At 42.0% G+C, this 18,585-nt stretch carries 16 protein-coding genes; 8 read left to right on the top strand and 8 right to left on the bottom strand.

The genetic code is table 11. The annotated features are described in order from the left end of the window. Positions 1-130 precede the first annotated feature (130 nt). The 3 genes from pdsO to EGC80_RS18385 all read left to right on the top strand — a co-directional run bounded on the left by pdsO (position 131) and on the right by EGC80_RS18385 (position 3,805). Entirely contained in the window at positions 131-892 is a 762-nt protein-coding gene (pdsO, locus tag EGC80_RS18395; RefSeq protein WP_101031979.1) for a sortase-associated OmpA-like protein PdsO, read from the top strand. Positions 893-992: 100 nt separating this feature from the next. After that, complete coding sequence (locus tag EGC80_RS18390; protein WP_124011693.1) at positions 993-3,164, top strand: marine proteobacterial sortase target protein; 2,172 nt, start codon at positions 993-995, stop codon at positions 3,162-3,164. Between the two features lie 14 nt (positions 3,165-3,178). Then, the gene (locus EGC80_RS18385) at positions 3,179-3,805 is read left to right on the top strand and encodes a class GN sortase (protein WP_124011692.1); all 627 of its coding nucleotides are present in this window, start codon (positions 3,179-3,181) and stop codon (positions 3,803-3,805) included. A 222-nt stretch (positions 3,806-4,027) separates the two neighbouring features. Here EGC80_RS18385 and ilvN read toward each other — a convergent pair whose 3' ends face one another. The 3 genes from ilvN to EGC80_RS18370 all read right to left on the bottom strand — a co-directional run bounded on the left by ilvN (position 4,028) and on the right by EGC80_RS18370 (position 7,333). Continuing rightward, positions 4,028-4,522, bottom strand: coding sequence for an acetolactate synthase small subunit (gene ilvN / locus EGC80_RS18380; RefSeq protein WP_101031976.1), 495 nt, complete (start codon positions 4,520-4,522; stop codon positions 4,028-4,030). Beyond that, positions 4,522-6,240, bottom strand: a complete 1,719-nt coding sequence (locus EGC80_RS18375) for an acetolactate synthase 3 large subunit (RefSeq protein WP_101031975.1) — start codon at positions 6,238-6,240, stop codon at positions 4,522-4,524. Before EGC80_RS18375 ends, ilvN begins: the two co-directional genes overlap by 1 nt. 343 nt (positions 6,241-6,583) lie before the next feature. Further along, on the bottom strand, positions 6,584-7,333 hold the full coding sequence (locus EGC80_RS18370) for an IS5 family transposase (protein ID WP_124011573.1): 750 nt from the start codon (positions 7,331-7,333) through the stop codon (positions 6,584-6,586). A gap of 185 nt (positions 7,334-7,518) precedes the next feature. Between EGC80_RS18370 and EGC80_RS18365 the strand changes: the two genes are divergently transcribed. After that, a complete protein-coding gene (locus EGC80_RS18365) occupies positions 7,519-7,854 on the top strand; it encodes a hypothetical protein (RefSeq protein WP_101031974.1) in 336 nt (111 codons plus the stop codon). 127 nt (positions 7,855-7,981) lie between these two features. Here EGC80_RS18365 and EGC80_RS18360 read toward each other — a convergent pair whose 3' ends face one another. Next, complete coding sequence (locus EGC80_RS18360) at positions 7,982-9,148, bottom strand: multidrug effflux MFS transporter (protein ID WP_101034686.1); 1,167 nt, start codon at positions 9,146-9,148, stop codon at positions 7,982-7,984. Positions 9,149-9,554: 406 nt separating this feature from the next. Here EGC80_RS18360 and EGC80_RS18355 point away from each other — a divergent pair, with 406 nt between their 5' ends. The 4 genes from EGC80_RS18355 to EGC80_RS18340 all read left to right on the top strand — a co-directional run bounded on the left by EGC80_RS18355 (position 9,555) and on the right by EGC80_RS18340 (position 13,415). Continuing rightward, positions 9,555-11,351, top strand: a complete 1,797-nt coding sequence (locus EGC80_RS18355) for a SulP family inorganic anion transporter (RefSeq protein ID WP_372491500.1) — start codon at positions 9,555-9,557, stop codon at positions 11,349-11,351. Positions 11,352-11,581: 230 nt separating this feature from the next. Then, positions 11,582-12,205, top strand: a complete 624-nt coding sequence (locus EGC80_RS18350) for a 2OG-Fe(II) oxygenase (RefSeq protein WP_101031973.1) — start codon at positions 11,582-11,584, stop codon at positions 12,203-12,205. 196 nt (positions 12,206-12,401) lie between these two features. Then, entirely contained in the window at positions 12,402-12,992 is a 591-nt protein-coding gene (locus EGC80_RS18345) for a GNAT family N-acetyltransferase (RefSeq protein ID WP_101034684.1), read from the top strand. Between the two features lie 33 nt (positions 12,993-13,025). Next, positions 13,026-13,415 (top strand): hypothetical protein, encoded by a 390-nt coding sequence (locus EGC80_RS18340; protein WP_232772196.1) that lies wholly within the window; start codon positions 13,026-13,028, stop codon positions 13,413-13,415. A 51-nt stretch (positions 13,416-13,466) separates the two neighbouring features. Here EGC80_RS18340 and EGC80_RS18335 read toward each other — a convergent pair whose 3' ends face one another. From EGC80_RS18335 to cdd, 4 genes are all read right to left on the bottom strand, one after another. Further along, positions 13,467-13,799, bottom strand: a complete 333-nt coding sequence (locus EGC80_RS18335) for a YdbL family protein (protein ID WP_101031971.1) — start codon at positions 13,797-13,799, stop codon at positions 13,467-13,469. A gap of 15 nt (positions 13,800-13,814) precedes the next feature. After that, positions 13,815-13,973 (bottom strand): YnbE family lipoprotein, encoded by a 159-nt coding sequence (locus tag EGC80_RS18330; RefSeq protein ID WP_101034683.1) that lies wholly within the window; start codon positions 13,971-13,973, stop codon positions 13,815-13,817. A 64-nt stretch (positions 13,974-14,037) separates the two neighbouring features. Next, the gene (locus EGC80_RS18325; RefSeq protein WP_124011691.1) at positions 14,038-17,226 is read right to left on the bottom strand and encodes a YdbH domain-containing protein; all 3,189 of its coding nucleotides are present in this window, start codon (positions 17,224-17,226) and stop codon (positions 14,038-14,040) included. Positions 17,227-17,655: 429 nt separating this feature from the next. Beyond that, positions 17,656-18,552: a cytidine deaminase gene (gene cdd / locus EGC80_RS18320; protein WP_124011690.1), complete on the bottom strand. Its 897-nt coding sequence runs from the start codon at positions 18,550-18,552 to the stop codon at positions 17,656-17,658. Between the last annotated feature and the right edge of the window lie 33 nt (positions 18,553-18,585).

Raw genomic sequence — 18,585 nt, 5'->3', positions numbered from 1 at the left:
TTGCCATTTTTGAACCCAAATAAAGCCATGTATGGGGTGTTTAATAGCGACATAGAGTTAATCAGCCACACATTAACTCATGTATTGATGATGACATTCATTTTTAAACTACCGCTAAAAGGGATTCTTTATGAAAAAGCAACTTATTGCCGCAACAATGATCAGCACTATGATGGTTTCAAATATGAGCTGGGCGAATGACGCTGACATTTCTGCTGAACGTGAACACACTGAAGAACTGGTGGGGTTAAGTTCTGGGATTGTACTGGGTGCTGTGATTGGCGGCCCTGTAGGTGCCTTTATTGGTGCATTAACTGGCACATTTATTGGTAAAACGGTTGGAGACGATGCCGAATTAGCCCAACAAAAACAACAGTTAGTGGCGAAAAATCAACAGTTGGCTCAAACCAACGAGCAATTAATAGCACTCAACACTAAACAGCAAACATTGGAGCAGGTGTCAGATAAATACTATCAATTACAGTCGAGCTTAGCAGAACAAAAAGCCAATCAACAACGAACACTTAATGAGTTAACTATTGGGATGCATGTGCAGTTTAAGACAGGATCGAGCCATATTGAACCGTTATTCGAGCAGCAGTTAGATAATGTGGCTTACATGATGAACTTGTCACCAGAACTGACCATTGATTTAACCGGTTATGCCGACCGCCGTGGCGATAATGATTTTAACCAAGCTTTGTCTGAACAGCGTTTGGCTGAAGTAACTCAATATTTGGTTGCACAGGGCATTGAACGGCAACGTCTGCACGGACAAGCTTATGGCGCTAGTTTGCCAATGCACCAACAACAAAATTTTGAAAATGACTTTTTTGATCGTCGCGTCACGATCAAGTTAATGGCGCCGGGTGCTGAATTAGCCGCGAATTAAACTCACCACGAGTTAAATACCCAGTCAATTTTCTTTGTTGTTTTGAATATGACCCATAGGCGCAAACAATGGTGTTGCAGCCTATGGGTAAGGATCCGCTATGCAGCCGTTTTTTTTTGTAACACGTTTGTCTGTACATCATGTCGGTAAGTTGCTGTACTTATGTCTATTTATTGTTGTTAATGCCAGTGTTACAACTGTGCATGCATCACCGGCAGGATATCAAGATGACGATATCACCCAAGGCAGCTTAGTGTATTTTCAACAAGGCCAGGTGATACAAGCCTTGGCTTTGGACACGCAAGTCAGTATGAAAGTATCGGGCTTACTTAATCGAGTCACGGTTAAACAAGTTTTTATTAATGACTCGGATCTATGGGTTAATGGGCGCTATTTATTTCCGTTACCTGAAACGGCAGCAGTCGATAGCATGGCATTACGCATCGGTGACAAAGTCATTAACGGACAAATCCAACCTAAAAAACAAGCGTTACACACTTTTGAAACCGCAAAAAAGCAAGGCAAACAGGCTAGCTTGTTACAGCAACAGCGACGTAACTTGTTTATATCAGAGGTGGCTAACTTAGCGCCGCACGGACAATTAGTGGTTGAGATCAGTTATCAGCAAAAGATTGAATATAGCGATGGAGTGTTTAGTTTACGTTTCCCATTAGCGATTACCCCGCGTTATAACCCGCAAGATAATCATGGCGTAGAGCCGCTAGCTCAGCCTGAATTAATGGCCAACACGCAGATCGATACGCAGGTCAATATGCAAGTGAGCATTGATGCTGGTTTTGAATTGACATCCCTTAGCAGTCTGTATCATCCGATTAAACAATCTAACAAGGGTCATCTATACAGTGTGAGTTTTACTGGTAAGCAAATTGCCGATCGCGATTTTGTGTTGCAATGGCAAGCCAATGTTGGCGCATTACCGCAAGCGGCAACCTTTTATCAAACCGGTAAAACCCATGTTGAAGCCGATGTTAAAAGCTATTTTGAAATCAACAAGGTTAATGGCACCGATCCATTGCAAGGACAATCCCATCCCGTCGACAACAGTTTGTACTCGCTGGTGATGTTAATGCCGCCCAGTGTCGAGGTCAGTGAGCAACATCTTATTGCTCGAGAACTGATTTTGGTGATCGATACCTCAGGTTCAATGTCAGGTCAGTCAATCACTCAAGCCAAACAAGCGTTGCCATTTGCGCTTGCGGGGCTGCGTGATATCGACACCTTTAATATTATCGAATTTAATAGTGACGTGAGCATGTTGTCAGCGACACCATTGCCAGCCAATAGTCGTAATATTGATCGAGCCAAGCGGTTTATTTATGCATTAGAGGCTGATGGTGGCACCGAAATGCGCAGTGCACTTCAAACCGCGCTGGTGGATAGTGTGCAGCAAGATTCTAATCAAACCGATATACGCAGTGATATGTTGCGCCAAGTGATTTTTATGACCGACGGTGCTGTTGGCAACGAACATGAGTTGTATCAGCTTATTAACGATCAATTGGGTGACAGCCGCTTATTCACGGTGGGTATTGGCTCGGCGCCAAATTCAGATTTTATGCGCCGAGCCGCGACTATGGGACGTGGCACATTTACCTACATTGGTGATGAGTCAGAAGTGCAGCAAAAAATTGAGCAATTGCTGAATAAAATTGAGCAGCCGGTGTTGACCAATATTGGCTTGCACTACCTTGATGGCAGCGTGCCAGATTATTGGCCGACGACGATTAGCGATTTATATCAAAACGAACCGCTTTGGGTAAGCATTAAATCAGCATCACATCAGCAGCAACCCATCATAGTGTCGGGCAATATTAATGGCCAGTATTGGCAGCAACAGCTTGATTTTGAAAATAACCAAGCTGCTAAGGGCATTGATTTGTTATGGGCAAATGCGCAAATAACATCACTTGAGCTTTATAAAGACAATGCCAGCCGCGACCGCGTCAATAAACAAGTGGAAGCATTAGGGATCTTGTATCACTTAGTGACCAGCCAAACGAGTTTAGTCGCAGTGGATGTCACTCCGGTGAATCCATTGATTGATAGCCCCATTGATGTCAAATTGCAGCCTCATATGCCCCATGGTTTACAAGCTGCACCGTCTTCTTCGCAAGTGTTGCCACAAACGGGGACCAGCAGTCGGTTATGGTTATTAATTGGTTTTAGCCTGCTGAGCTTAGGATTACTGCACTATTTATGGTTAAGACAATGCTTACCGGGCCAATTGTTAGTGATTGAATCAAATGAGTAAGTTGGAGGTAGAATATGCAGCGAACAATATCACCGGCCAAGCACTGGATTGTTATTGTGCTGACAAGTGTGTTGGGTTGTGGACTATTGATACAGGGAGGTTATATGCAAGCTAAGGCCCATTTTGCCCAATTTTTGATTGAGCGAGCATTTGAAAAAACCTTGGTGGATAATCAACCGCATAAACCTTGGTCTTGGGCTGACACCCACCCGGTGGCTAAAATGCGCGTGTTGCAACAACAAACCGATGGTTTACAACCATTGGGGAGTGACTTATATGTGTTAGCGGGGGCATCTGGGCGCAATTTAGCCTTTGGTCCTGGGTTGATGTTAGGCGGCGCGGCGTTGGGGGATCAGGGACATATGATCATTGCGGGCCATCGTGACAGCCATTTTATGCGTTTACAATACGTTAAAGTAGGCGATATTATTGAGCTTTATAGTACTGCTGGCGAACGGGTGTTATATCAAATAACCGCGACACAAGTAGTACATGAAACCGACATTGAGGTGCTTGCCCCCACGCCAGATAGTCACTTAACCTTGATAACCTGTTATCCATTTGATCAACTCAGCGGTAATGCTGAATATCGATATATTGTTGAAGCTAAACCCTTGGAGGCAAAACCGTTATACAGCTAACGATAATGCGGTTAATGACTTGCTGATAGTGGAGACTGGAAAGTTTGACGGTTTTGGACGTTCAGAGGCATGAAAGTCTTTAGCGTTGAAGCCAAATGTTTGATTGAAGGTTAATGTACAAATTAAAGCGAAGTCAGTGAAATATTATCGGTAACTTCGCTTTATCGTCAATAAAAAAGCAGCGCCCAAAAGGACTCTGCTTTTCTATTAGCCAAGCTGCCATTAAGCTTTCATTGATTTTTCCCCCCGGGCTAAACCGACCACACCTGAACGTGATATTTCAATCACCTTGGTCATATCGGTGATCGCATGGATAAAGGCATCAATTTTATCGCTGGTTCCGACCATTTGAATAGTATAAATATTGGCGGTGACATCGACGATTTGACCGCGAAAAATATCCGCCGTGCGTTTAACTTCTTCACGTTGATCGCCTTGAGCTTTAACTTTAACTAAGGCAATTTCACGTTCGATGTGGGGCGACTCAGTAATGTTAGCCACTTTTAAAATATCGATAAGCTTATGCAATTGTTTTTCAATTTGCTCAAGAATATTTGCATCGGCAATCACGGTAATATTTAAGCGTGACAAGGTAATATCTTCAGTGGGCGCAACGGTTAAGCTTTCAATGTTGTAACCGCGCTGAGAAAATAACCCCACCACTCGTGACAATGCGCCCGGTTGGTTTTCAAGTAATACAGAAATAATACGACGCATTAGCTTTTCTCCGTTTTGCTTAGCCACATGTCGCTCATCGCACCGCCGCGAATGAGCATAGGGTAGACGTGTTCGGTCTCGTCTACGCTGATATCAACAAACACTAATTTGTCCTTCATCGCTAACGCTTCAGCCAGCTTAGACTCAAGTTCATCTGGATGATTAATGTTCATACCAACATGACCATAGGCTTCTGCAATTTTGGCAAAATTAGGCACAGAATCCATATAAGAATGGGAATGACGACCAGAGTAAATCATGTCTTGCCATTGTTTTACCATACCAAGGAAACGGTTATTTAAGTTGATGATTTTAACAGGAGTATCATATTGTAGTGCCGTTGAAAGCTCCTGAATATTCATTTGGATAGAGCCATCACCGGTGACACACACTACGGTTGCCTCTGGGAAGGCCATCTTAACGCCCATCGCCGCAGGTAAACCAAAGCCCATGGTGCCTAATCCACCTGAGTTAATCCAACGGCGGGGTTTATCAAAAGGATAATACAAGGCGGCAAACATTTGATGTTGACCTACATCAGACGCCACATAAGCGTCACCATTAGTGAGTTTGTACAATGTTTCAATAACTTGCTGTGGCTTGATCCTATCGGTTGTACGATCGAACTCTAAACTCTTACGTGAGCGCCAAATTTCGATATCGCCCCACCATGCGGTAATAGCGGCAACATCATTAGTGGCTTTAGACTCATCAAGTAGATCTAACATACCATCTAGAATATTATCGGCAGAGCCAACAATTGGAATATCGACTCTGACGGTTTTAGAAATAGACGATGGATCAATATCGATGTGTAAAATGGTTGCATTGGGGCAATATTTTTCAACATTGTTGGTGGTGCGGTCATCGAAACGGACCCCAATACCAAAAATTAAATCGGTGTTGTGCATCGCCATATTGGCTTCATATAAACCATGCATTCCTAGCATGCCTAAACTCTGCTTATGGGTGCCAGGAAAGGCGCCTAATCCCATTAGGGTGCTGACTACGGGAATGTTCAAGCGTTCCGCAAGGGCAAGGAGTTGTGCATCACAACCTGAGATAACCGCGCCACCACCGACATATAACACCGGCTTTTTAGCGGCCAGTAGAGCTTGCAAGCCTCGACGAATTTGGCCTTTATGACCTGCTGTCGTTGGATTGTACGAGCGCATTTTAACGCTGTCTGGGTAAACATATTCATGCAGTATATCTGGGCTTAAGCAGTCTTTTGGCAAGTCAATAACGACTGGTCCGGGACGACCTGTCGCGGCAATGAAAAAGGCTTTTTTGACCGTTTCTGGAATGTCTTTAGCATCGGTTATTAAAAAACTGTGCTTTACGATAGGGCGTGAAATACCAATCATGTCGCATTCTTGGAAGGCGTCATTACCAATTAAATTACTTGGCACTTGACCAGACAACACCACTAATGGAATGGAGTCCATGTAAGCGGTGGCAATACCTGTGATGGCATTGGTTGCACCAGGACCGGAAGTCACTAACACTACGCCCACTTTACCCGTGGCTCGTGCATAGCCATCAGCCATATGCACCGCAGCTTGTTCATGACGAACTAAGATGTGTTCTATACCAGATGTTGTATGCAGAGAATCGTAGATGTCTAATACTGAACCGCCGGGATAACCGAAGATATGGCTGACACCTTCATCAATTAATGAGCGCACGATCATATTCGCGCCAGAAAGCTTTTCCATGAAATAAATCCTTGTTAAGTTACCGTATGGTAAACAGTATCTTGTATACAACGACGGTAATCGTTTGAATAAATAAGTTTGAAGGGTAATTCAAACTCGAGGATTGAATTAACAGCAGTTAAATTCAACAACTTGTCCATCAGAGACTGACTTAGCTCTTCCTTCCATCTTATGTAAATTTATTTTTACTGCAACTACTTTAGTTAATTATTTTTCAAGCTTGAAATAGTTTCATGTTTATGAACTTATTTGGGGGCGGTATATAAGATGTACAAGTAATCGCAAGGCGCCATAAGACCTATAATCAAAATCTAACGGTTTCAGACTAGGGGCTGTTGATCTTTCACATTGGCAGCCAAATTATAGAGCAAGCTAGAGCCAGCAGGCTTTCAAAATTAATTTTCAATTTATCATAGCGGGTAGCTATCGCTCTAAAATGCTTGAGCCGAGCAAAAGCATTTTCAACTAAATGCCGATATTTGTATAAACACCAATCGATATCGCCATTTCCTTGCTTCGAATTTTGTCTTCTAGGGATCACTGGCTTTGAACCACATTCACGCACTTTATCTCTAATCGCTTCACTGTCGTAGCCTTTGTCTGCAATAATAAAATGACTTTGTGGCAATAGTTCAATAAGGGCATTAGCTGCTTTGCTATCATGAACTTCTCCACCTGTAACAATGAATTCTATCGGTAAACCATAGCTATCTACCGCGAGATGGATTTTGCTTGTATTACCACCACGACTTAACCCAATTGCTTGATTTTCATCAGATGATGCACCTGAACTGTGTTGATGGGCTTTTACATAACTTCCATCAATAAATTCCCATTCAGTATCACTATTAGTCGATAATGTTTTGAACAGCCTAAGTAAAATACCTTTTCTTGACCACAGTAAAAATCGACGGTAAATGGTATTCCATAAGCCAAAATATTCAGGTAAATCTCGCCAAGGGCAGCCAACACGCAATCGGTAAAGGATACCTTCCATCGTAAATCGATGCTCTTGCTTGTTATAAACTCTATCATCAAGCAGAATAGCTTTTAGCTTCGACCACATCTCATCAGTGAGCATTAATCGGGGCATGGTAATCTCGTTGTATTTGTTTTTGGCGAAGTGAATTATACGAGATTACCTTCTTCGCACAAAATTTAAACAAAGATCAACAGCCCCTAGATAAACTGCAAATGTAGGGTGAGGTCGGTTAATGAACTCTGCCTCTGAACTGCTGTGAAAGGGGGGGGGGTGGCAATGTTACTAAGAGGGCGGACATGGAATCGCAGAAATTTAATCAAGTTTATGGATATGAAGCTCGAGTTCAATTGAGTTTCAATTCTTACATGAAAATAGCCGCATTGATTAGTTTTACCTTTGCTATTGTGATAACGATTTTACTTCGAGCCGTGGTTATAATTGGCGCAGAGCCGGGTATTGACGGATCAACATTAGACACCTGGATAATGGGTTACATGTTTGTAGGCTTTTTTATTACCAGCTTGATTAGTTCAGCGATTTCGTTTGTTATTTATTCACTAATATGTGCTAAACAAAAAGGCCACAGAGTAACGGGTAGATTTTCCGTATTAGTAAGTCGTTCTGATAAGTGATTTGTAGCGTTAGATAAGCTATTCATGGGACTGATTTAAGTGAAGGGTAGGGTTCAATATTTTGGCGTTCACATAAGGACAAGACCATCGATATTAATGGCCTTATCCTTGTTTACCGCAGTGTTAGTTAGCCGGCATCATTTTTCGGTAAGGTACTTTGAAAAAACTGGCACACCCCAACTAATAATACTGCACTAAGCATCAACGCCGAAAAAGGCACTGCGCTACCGTCATAAAAATACGCCAGTAATGGCCCCGCGACAGCACCAAAACCAAATCTGAGGGTACCGATAACGGCTGTTGCTGTGCCAGTTTCTTGCTTGAATTTCATTAATACGATGGCGTCAGCATTGACCGACATTACACCTAGGGAGCCCATTAATGGGATTAGCATCAGCACGGTAAAGTGATAACTTAACTCCAGTAAATTAACCGCTAACAAGCCTGTTGCGGCAATGGAGCAAAAAAAGGTGGCTACATGCAACATGCGTTTTGACCCGAACCGAGTCACAATTCTGGAATTAACAATGTTAGCCAGCATCAAGGCGCCCACATTGGTGCTAAATAAAATAGCAAATAACGATTTATCTAAATGAAACACTTCCATGTAAATAAATGGCGAAGCGGTTAAATAGCAAAAGAAGGCAAATGAGGTTAATACGCCGCTAGATAAATTCAGTTTGACCCCACTACGGGAAAATACGGTGTAGTAGGCGCGTAAAAATGATTTTTGACTGCGCCCGCCTAAGTCCTTATCGCTGGGCATTTTAAGTTTAAATAACACTAAAGCCAGTAGCGTAATGGCATAGCAACTTTGACTTAAAAAGATCAGGTGCCAATCGCCGAGTTCCATAATCAAACTGCCCATCGTCGGGGCGAGTAATGGTGCCAACATCATGATGAGGCTGACATACGACATACCTTTGGCCGTATTGTCGCCATAAATTTCTTTAATATAGCCCGGAACCACAACCGTGGCCGCCGCGCCAATGAATGCTTGGGCAAAGCGCAGCATCAAAAACTGTTCAATACTGGTACTCAGTGCAATTAACAAACTTATCAATGTGAAGCCTAACAACCCAAAAATAACCAGTGGTCGACGACCAATTTTATCGGCCAGTGGACCAAAAATCAGCATGCCCAATGCATAGCCCGCCAAATAAATACTGAGTGATTGTTGCACCGTGGTGATGTCGGTATCAAACCCTAATGCCAATGTGGACATTGCCGGTAAGTACATGTCGATAGCGAGAGGTGTAATGGCGACAATGGCGGCAAGCATGGGGATTAGCATCGCTAAATGGGGGATACCCGCTGATACAGGAGATGAATTAAACTTTGATGGCGATACCACGTGAACCTCGTGTACTTTAGGTGTTGCTGCAGATAATGCTAAATCAACATTAGTCTACCATGCTATTAGGCATTTACTGAGGCTGATTTTGTAATGAATAATATAGGTGGATGGTGTTTGCATTAGAGTCAAATAGGGAATTTTTTTGAATACATAGGGGCAGTATTTAGGTCATTACCCCGCCACTCTAATGGGTCCAATCACTCACTTTGGTGAGTAACCGAATTTTAGTTTACTGACTAACTTGTTGTACATAATGCCAAGCCTAATTCGCTTGGCGTTTTTTAGTTTACAAAATATTTATTTATCACTCGTGAATATGTCGTAATTAATTTGAAATAAAACTATGATAAATGCCTACATTATTTTTATTGAGGTTACTGTGCTACTGAGTCGGTTATATGGATTTATGCCTGGTTTAGAGACTTTTTCTCGTTACGAGCGAAGCTGGCTTAAAGATGATGTTCGCGCAGGCTTATCTGTTGCCGCCGTCGCTTTGCCCGTGGCAATTGCATATGCGCAGTTGACGGGCGTCAATGCTGCGGTAGGTTTGTATTCATGTGTGTTACCTATGCTAATTTATGCCTTATTTGGCACATCAAGACAACTTATCGTTGGGCCTGACGCCGCAACATGTGCGGTTATTGCTGCTGTTGTCACACCTCTTGCGGCTGGGGATAGTCTTAAGCATTGGCAATTAGTCATGACCATGACCGTGATGACGGGGTTTTGGTGCTTGATTGCGAGTCGGTTTAAATTAGGTGTGCTAGCGGACTTTTTGTCAAAACCGATATTAATGGGGTTACTAAACGGTGTCGCGATTACCATTATTGTTGGGCAATTTTCAAAAATATTCGGCTTTACCTTTGATGAAAAATACTTACTTGAGCGTTTAGGCGGTGCGCCGAGTTATTTATCACAAACTCATGTTCCGACGTTATTGATGGCCATTCTCACTGTGATAGTTTATTTTTTGATGAAACGCTTAAAACCAACATGGCCAGCATCAATGTTTGCTATTGCTGTGAGCGGTGGATTGGTGTGGCTTTTTCATTTAACCGATTATGATGTTGCGGTGATTGGTAGCGTGGCTGGAGGCTTGCCATCATTTCAAGCTCCAGTATTTAATCTCGGTATTGTGCGTGAGTTAGTTATGCCGGCACTCAATTTAGCTATGGTCAGTTTTGTGAGTATGATGCTGACAGCCCGCAGTTTTGCGGCCAAAAACGGTTACGACATTGATGCTGACAAAGAGTTTAAAGCACTAGGGTTAGCCAATCTTGCTTCCGCTTTATCGCAAGGATTTGCCGTGAGTGGTGCAGATTCCCGCACCGCAGTAAACGATGCCAATGGCGGTAAAACCCAATTAGTGTCCGTGATTGCCGCAGTATTGATTGCCATTGTTGCAGTGTTTTTAACGGCGCCATTAGAATTTATTCCCAGCGCAGCATTGGGGGTGGTGTTAGTGATTGCGTCAGTACACCTCATTGATCTAAACGCTATTTGGGGTTTACGTTTACGCGATCGCCAAGCATTTTATTTAGCCTTAACGACTTTCCTTGCGGTACTTTTTATTGGGGTTATCCCTGGGATTACTCTGGCGGTTTTATTAGGCTTGTTTCAGTTCCTTCGCACGGTAATGCGGCCTACAGACCAAGTGCTTGGACTTGATTCTAAAGGCATTATCCGTAGCCTAGACAGCAGTGATAAAGCGGCTCCCATCCCCGGGATATTTATTTATCGATTTAATTCTCCACTAACCTATTTTAATGCTACTTATTTTAAGCGTCGCTTATTGGAGCGTTTTGCACGACAAAATCAGCTTGAAACGGTCGATTGCGTGATTATCGATGCTGTACCTTGCTTTACACATTTAGATTTGAGTGTGATGGCAATGTTATCCGATATTGACGTGTTGCTCAAAAAGCGCGGGGTTAGTTTAGTGTTGGCTGGGCGTAAAAGGCAATTATTGAGTTGGTTTGAACAAACAGAGATGGTGTCAGGGGATGAGGGGATCACTATTCGGTCTGATTTATATCTTGCATTGAAGATGCATCAAAGCCATATTGCGGCTAATGAAGCACAAAAGCTCGATAGTGGTCATACTGATGAATCAACGGAGATCGTATTGACACACAATTAAATTTATCCTTTTGGGTTAAATACTCTTGTGGTTTTTTGTTTAATTTTTTACAAATTATTTATGTTTACAAATAGTGTCGACGACGATGTTGTTCTATAACATCGCCAAAATAACTAGGGTATGGTAATCATACTTTGTAATGACGCCCCCTCGAAAATAATGGCCTTAATTTTATTTATGGGCCCTTGAGTAAAGTAAAAAGCGTAGTCTTTCTATTGGATGTGGCATGTATGGTTTCGCAAATAAGTGAAGCAATGCTGGATGTGATCGCCGATGCGTTAGTCGATAAAGGGTATATCCTTTTATCAGATATCATTCCTGATTATGTAAGTTTAGCCTTGCTTGAAAAAATGCAAGCTGAGCAAAATATTGAATTTAAAAAAGCGGCTATCGGTCGAGGTATAGAACAGCAAATCAATACTGAAGTTCGTTGCGATAAAATTAGCTGGCTGGACAATCAAGATCATATTGACCGAGAATATATATTGGTTATGAACCAATTGAAAGATGGCCTAAATCGACGTTTGTTTATGGGACTATTTGATTTTGAAAGTCACTATGCCGTGTATGAGCCGGGTGCGTTTTATAAAAAACACCTTGATTCACTTCATGGCAGCCAAAATCGTATTTTATCGACAGTATTTTTCTTAAACCCTGATTGGCAAGAAAACGACGGCGGTGAATTGATTCTTTATGATGAGTCTGATTTACCACTAGAAGTCGTTAATCCGAATATTGGTACCTTAGTACTGTTTTTAAGTGAACGCTTCCCCCATGAAGTCAGGCCAACAATGAAAACCCGTAATAGTATTGCCGGATGGTTTAGGGTGAGTAACGCCAATCACGGTTTTTAATCACTCTATTGTGATGAACGCCGCATTTAGCAAGCGCTTTTAGCTCGCATTTTAGCAACAAACCCAAAACAATGTTTTTTGGGGATGGATATAAACATTGTTGGTACTGACTGTAAATCTATATGCAGTTAAGGTAATGTAACCTTTTAACGAAAGGAGCGTTAATTTGAGCTGGATTAATAGGCAAGATTGCTTGATGGGTGAACATGTCATCTTAGAGCCATTATCTTTAGAGCATGTTCCAGGCTTAATTCTGGCGGCTAACGATGGTGAGTTGTGGAAATTATGGTATACACAAATCCCCAATTTCGAGGGTATGAAAGCGTATGTCGAGTATGCTCTAGCCTGTGAAAAAAGAGGTGAAGCGGTCGCGTTTGCGGTGCGTGATAAAATATCAGGCAATATCATTGGTAGTACTCGTATTTGTCATTGGGAACAACCCCATCGTAGGCTTGAAATTGGCTACACTTGGTACGCTAAATCCTATCAACGAAGTGCTATTAATACAGAATCCAAGTTATTGTTACTGCGTTATGCATTTAATACCTTAGATGCCATTGCGGTTGAATTTAGGACTCACTGGCATAATCATGCCTCTCGAAATGCTATTTCGCGGATGGGCGCCAAGCAAGATGGCATATTACGAAATCATAAAATTCAAGCAGATGGTACCATTCGCGACACGGTCGTGTTTTCGATTATTGAAACGGAATGGCCTCAAGTTGAACAGTTTTTAAGCTCTCGTTTAGCGCATTATCAATCGTTAACATTATCTACAAATTTCTAAAAATGAAGGGAAACAACCATGAACAAATCTGCTATGTGGATTTTTACTGCTTCGGCTATGTGTGTGAGTATGTCTGCATATGCAGAAGATGCTGCAGAAAAAGCATTTACTGATGAGTTAATAGAATGTGCTGCTTATTATCAAATAAGTTCAGAAGCGATTGGTGCGATGAACGCTCCACAAATGAAAGCGGTGGGAGATCGTTTAAAAATATCTGCAATTGATGCTGTCGCTATAGCGGGCAAGTATCGTGCACCCGCAAAAGTTGAAACAGATGTTAGCGAAGCTAAACAACAGCAAATTGATAAATTAGCTGGGTCGAATAATTTAGGCGCATTGATGTCAAAATACAAAGATAGCTGTAAATCGATTGTAACCAACCCACAAAAACGCTTAGATTATTGGACCATGGCGACCATGTAATCCGCTTATTTTTTGTAAAAAGACATAACCACGTTGAGGTAACTCGCGTGGTTATTTTTTTAGCCACAGCCCTTGTGGTGTTTGGATCATATGCCCAGGTTCGGCTGCTTCAATGGCTTTTTGTGCCGCGAGTGTCGCGACTTTATCAAGGCTAATATTATGGCGATTAGCGATGATTTGATAATAGTGTTTGCGTTTGGCATTAATGGTGAGTACTAGCTGTTGCGTTTCGGGTGATTCAATGACAACGCCTAAATAACCATTGGGTTGCTCACCCACTATTCTGGCCGTTTTGGCCTCTTGCAATGTCATTGCCCACGCGGTGGCACACCATAATAGACTGGTTAAGCATATTGCAGTTGCTAGAGTGAATGTCGATTTCATGTTGATCACCTCAGCTTAAAATAACTCATCATTTTCAAGTAGATTATTAAGCTCTTTTTCCACTTTAATTTTAATTTCATGCTCAATTTTAACATTTAAATTAATTACAATAGGCTTATCGGGTGGTTCTATCTTTACCGTGGGCGTACAGGCTGAGAGCCATAACGATGCCATTATGGTGCTAAGACTAACTAAATATATCGATGAATATTTCACGTGGACTATCCTTTTTATGCTGCTATTGGACTTTTGTTTCAATTTTGTTTTGGAGTTGATTGCTGATCTGGGTACTTTTGTATAATTGAATTAAGTTTTCTTGGTGAGTGTAATTGAGATGAACAGGGCGCTCAATTCCACGGCTATTACCTTTTACACCAATATTTATTACCGCTTCTCCGCTTGGCGTCATATCAAATGTACTCGCCAATTCACTGTAGTTAAGATGCTCAAGTGCGGTAAAGACTAATCCAAGATAAGGTTGAGATAATTCTAGCTGATCCATTGCAGGATTTCCGGCAACTTCAATTAATCCGCCAGGTGCTCGTGCGGCGAGTTTCCCGCCTTCGATAGTCACTTTACCGTCAACGAGCTCAGCAGGTAATACGCCATCAAATAAGCCATTGGCTTTAACACCCACTTGCGGTTGTTCTTGTAAAAACGTCTCTAAACTGAGCCCTTGTAATAACAAGTATCCATAAGATTTATCATGTAGTTTTAGCACAAACTCAGGTAATAAAAAGCGTCCATCAAGCATGTCACCGCTGGCGGTAAGATTGATGTTGGTTTCGCTTAACCCTGTGACTTGCTGTAACCAGTTGGTCGGCGTTTTGTTGCCATCTTTATTGAGTTCGATATCGGCATTTAGATTCAAGTTTGTTAGCGATAACCCAAGCTTAGCTTGCTGTAAACTGATTGCGGTTTGTGGGCAGACTAATTGACTGTGGGCAAAGTGTTTTTCAGCAGCAGGAGTATTAGGACCATCGTGAGTTTGTTGCCAGTTATATTGGCATTGGGCAAACACGTCTCCACCGGTAAATGATTTATCTTGCCATTGACCTGACAAGGATGATAACTGCTGTTGAATTTTCATTTCAAACTGACTGGTGTTGTCTATTTCACTTAATGCAAAGCCTGCTACAAGTTTACTGTGGCCTTGAATAGACAAATCACTGGGTAACGGTTGGACTTTTTGTAATGTCTTCATTGCTGCTTCAATGTCGGTATCAAACGTCCATTGACCCGCTAATGATAATGGACTTTTTTTATCGGCAAATTTGAGTAAGTGATAACTGCTTAAGTTAAGTGTATCGAGTTGCCATTGCTCACTACCCACCAGTAATCCTTTGGACAAGGTAAGCTGCTGAGTGACGTTAAGCTTATCCAGCGCAAGCAGAGGTTGGCGGCGATTTTTGCCCAGTTGTTTTGTTATGTCGAGCTTATTGATGCGCCAGCTTATGTCATTAGTCGCCGGGATTTGTAGCCAATGTGCTAGCGACTTTTCGATGGCATCATGTTGATTTAACGCTAGGGATAAACCTTGGTTGATACTAATATCGGCTTTACTCACCGAGGCCTGTGTGGTCGATAGTTTACTTTTGTCCGAATGGATTGCTTGTTGGGCGATAAGTTGGCTAATTTGCACGGTAAACGGTGATAGGTTGATTTGAGTATTAGGTTGTTTGAATGTCATGGTCGAAGTGTCGTTGAGAGTAAACCCGAATGAACCCAATTGTGTCGAGGTGTTTTTGGTCTGTTTGGTGTGTTGTTCATTATCACTGGATATGCTTCGCGAAAAGCTTGTGTGGTTGACGGCTAGGCTGGAGCTCGGGTGTAATGACAGTGTTAATTGATGTTGTTGCTGTGATATTTGACCGACTAAATGCACTTTTGCATCTGACAACGAAAGCTGATCTAAGGGGAGCTCAGGGAATAAGGCTTTAATATCTATAGCACTTGGCGCAGGCGTGGCAACTAGTATGGATGCATTTTTATTTACGCTGGCGGTTACTGGTTTTATGACCGTAGCCTTGTCGGTGGTAGATTTTTGTACTAGTTGTTGTTCGCTCTTGTTGTTGGCCGTTTTACTCGTCGCTAAGGTTAGATCCCAGTCGACATCACTGCGAAATTGTTGATGGCTGTTGAATATAGTATGTGCCAGTTTCAGCTTGCTTTGTAGCAATAACCCTTCAATGCTGACCGCCAGATCAGGGATTGACATCTGCAGCGGTAACACATCATTTTGCAGAGGAAGAACAACTTCAATAGGATAGGCCATCTGCACATTAATGTGGGCTGGCTGGGAAGCCGATTTAGGGGTTAATTGTTCAATGATGTGAACTATTTGACTAGCATGATCATCGGCTAATAATGCAATTAACTGGTTTCTGTCGTGCTCAGAGGGTGACAGTTGATAGTTTATTGGGGCAATGTCGATTTTTATCGCGAATGTGTCAGTGGTTTTGTTGTCGTCTAATGATGCCGTTATTGGGTAGTTACCCACATTAAGCACGACGTTAACCGGTTGCTGCGGCGCAAAATAGACACTGGGCCACAGTGGAGAGTGCAGGGAGAACTCGTCTATCGATTGTTGACTGCTCATCTCGCCGCTGATTAAATCTATTTTACTCTTGGCAGTCCACAGGCCGTCAATGGTCACTTGCTGCTGACGAATGGGTTGCAGTATTTGTGACAACTGTTTGTGTAAACCATGAAGCATATTATTGGTTTGCGCTTGTTGTGAGTGCGCTTTGCTGGTTAATAAGCTTAAATATTGCTCTAACGACTCAAGCCCCTGATAGCTTAAGCCTAAATCAACCAGGGTGGTAAATTGCCATACACGTTTGTCTAAGGTGGCATTGAGACTAAATAGCGGGAAGTCATTAAAACGCCACAAAGTATTTAGCTGACCTTTTTGGGTCAATGTGAGCTGGTCCATTTTTAAAGTGTGTTGCTGTGGGGTATTTTTATCCAGCACAGGAAGCTTAATGTTAATTTCACCTAACTCAATCATCGGCAATTTAGCCAGGTTGAGTTGCATTGCAGCCGGTGATTCTTCAGTTTGTTGTGATTGACGAATGAAAAAACTGTCACCCAAATCAACATAAACACTTTGTGTTTTGATACTTACAATATCGTCAGCGCTGATTTGTTGGTTTTTAAGGATTTGCAGGCTGTCTCGCAGTTCAAGGTTAAACTCTTGAATCGCGATATGACTGTCTTCAATTTTCAATACCAGTCTAGGAATATAAAGATGATTGAATGAGACATATTCCGCATCAAAGTTAAGGACTTCGATATGGTTATCAGCCAATAAGTTATTCAGTATTTTGACCGCAAGAGGCTTGGCATTTTCGATGATGGCCCACACTAAAGCGACTGTGCAAAACAGGATAAAGAGTAAGATCTTGTTAAGGCTAGATATGCGCAATAGTAACTCGCTTTACGTTTGCTTGTTCAATGGTAACAAGGTGCTCGTTATAATAATTTGGTTGTATGAGGTTCATAACATCACTCATTACAACAATGCTATTCATTATCTTAGCTTCTGACAAACACTTTGTAAGTGGTATTAAACATTGTTTATCAAGTGCAACTTAAGATGAAAACATATGGGGGGTAAACAATTCAATTCATCAGTAAGTGACTAATAATTAGTGACTAACAAAGAGTGACTTATTAAATGTTATACCCACAAATTGATTAGCTTAGCATGGTATTAACATCAATTTGTTAAAATCTATTACATTATTAATCTAGGTGTAATCTAGTGTTAATCCTAATAAAAAAGGCGCTGATTAGCGCCTTTTTTTGTCAAAACATCGTCATTACCGTTTTAAGATAACCAATATGATGTTATTTATTTCAGCAAAGGTTCTACAACCATGTGTTGAAGTTCAATTGGGGCAATGGCATGCAGGGCATCCATTGCGGCACCGACTAAGGTAATCTTTCCTACAGATGATTCCACTAATACTGCCCGCTTTATTTCACTGTATTGACGATTGTTGCGAATTAGATTGGATAAAGCCATTTGCATCGGTTGCATTGATGGATTAAATGCCGCACTTTCAGCATAGCGGCCGCAGAAAGTGGCGCCATCGTTGGTTTCTAACACAACAGCTGCATTGCTATTGGTGTATGGCGCATAACTTAGCCCCATTTGGTCAATGGCTTCGATGATCATTGGGTCATCTGAATCACAATTAAATTCTAGCTCACGTTTACTTAATAGTGGCATGGTGACATCTAAGTCTGCCGGTCCAAAAGCATAGGGTAAATAATGGGCTAACGTTTGGGTTTCTTGCTCTGGTAGGTGAATGTTAATCTTACTGCCATTGACCAGTTCGTTCATAAATTGACGGCAATGGCCACAGGGGCTGAAATTAACAATAATATCAACAACTTCTGTTTCACCACTTAACCACGCATGACTGATGGCACTTTGTTCTGCATGTACACTGTGGAATAACGCTTCACCGGGTAATTCTAAATTGGCGCCCATGTACAAGTCACCACTGGCTCCTTTTGCAATGGCGCCGACGTAAAACTCGCTTATTGGTGGGTTTGCAAGTGCTGCTGCAATGGGCAATAAGTCCATGAGCACTTGCTGTTCTGGTTTACCGCTTGCCTTGACAAGGCCTGCAAATTGGCTGGCATCAATATGACCACAAAATTGGTCATGTAATAATGGCACAAGTGCTGTAGCCAAAGGCTTGTCTAGTTGAGTAATGCTGTTTAAAAAACGATTTTGCATTCCCTTAATCCTTAAATGAAATAAATTGAGCAA

This window comes from Shewanella psychromarinicola (assembly GCF_003855155.1).
In the GTDB taxonomy this organism is placed as follows: Bacteria; Pseudomonadota; Gammaproteobacteria; order Enterobacterales; family Shewanellaceae; genus Shewanella; species Shewanella psychromarinicola.
The sequence above is the reverse complement of the archived record's forward strand: the minus strand, read 5'-3'. Positions and strand labels throughout refer to the sequence as shown.

Bases quoted from the DNA above. Each gene is read 5' to 3' on its own strand.
- pdsO (WP_101031979.1), top strand. From the start codon at position 131: ATGAAAAAGCAACTTATTGCCGCAACAATGATCAGCACTATGATGGTT.
- EGC80_RS18390 (WP_124011693.1), top strand. From the start codon at position 993: ATGCAGCCGTTTTTTTTTGTAACACGTTTGTCTGTACATCATGTCGGT.
- EGC80_RS18385 (WP_124011692.1), top strand. From the start codon at position 3,179: ATGCAGCGAACAATATCACCGGCCAAGCACTGGATTGTTATTGTGCTG.
- ilvN (WP_101031976.1), bottom strand. From the start codon at position 4,522: ATGCGTCGTATTATTTCTGTATTACTTGAAAACCAACCGGGCGCATTG.
- EGC80_RS18375 (WP_101031975.1), bottom strand. From the start codon at position 6,240: ATGGAAAAGCTTTCTGGCGCGAATATGATCGTGCGCTCATTAATTGAT.
- EGC80_RS18370 (WP_124011573.1), bottom strand. From the start codon at position 7,333: ATGCCCCGATTAATGCTCACTGATGAGATGTGGTCGAAGCTAAAAGCT.
- EGC80_RS18365 (WP_101031974.1), top strand. From the start codon at position 7,519: ATGGAATCGCAGAAATTTAATCAAGTTTATGGATATGAAGCTCGAGTT.
- EGC80_RS18360 (WP_101034686.1), bottom strand. From the start codon at position 9,148: ATGCTAATCCCCATGCTTGCCGCCATTGTCGCCATTACACCTCTCGCT.
- EGC80_RS18355 (WP_372491500.1), top strand. From the start codon at position 9,555: ATGATAAATGCCTACATTATTTTTATTGAGGTTACTGTGCTACTGAGT.
- EGC80_RS18350 (WP_101031973.1), top strand. From the start codon at position 11,582: ATGGTTTCGCAAATAAGTGAAGCAATGCTGGATGTGATCGCCGATGCG.
- EGC80_RS18345 (WP_101034684.1), top strand. From the start codon at position 12,402: ATGGGTGAACATGTCATCTTAGAGCCATTATCTTTAGAGCATGTTCCA.
- EGC80_RS18340 (WP_232772196.1), top strand. From the start codon at position 13,026: ATGTGGATTTTTACTGCTTCGGCTATGTGTGTGAGTATGTCTGCATAT.
- EGC80_RS18335 (WP_101031971.1), bottom strand. From the start codon at position 13,799: ATGAAATCGACATTCACTCTAGCAACTGCAATATGCTTAACCAGTCTA.
- EGC80_RS18330 (WP_101034683.1), bottom strand. From the start codon at position 13,973: ATGGCATCGTTATGGCTCTCAGCCTGTACGCCCACGGTAAAGATAGAA.
- cdd (WP_124011690.1), bottom strand. From the start codon at position 18,552: ATGCAAAATCGTTTTTTAAACAGCATTACTCAACTAGACAAGCCTTTG.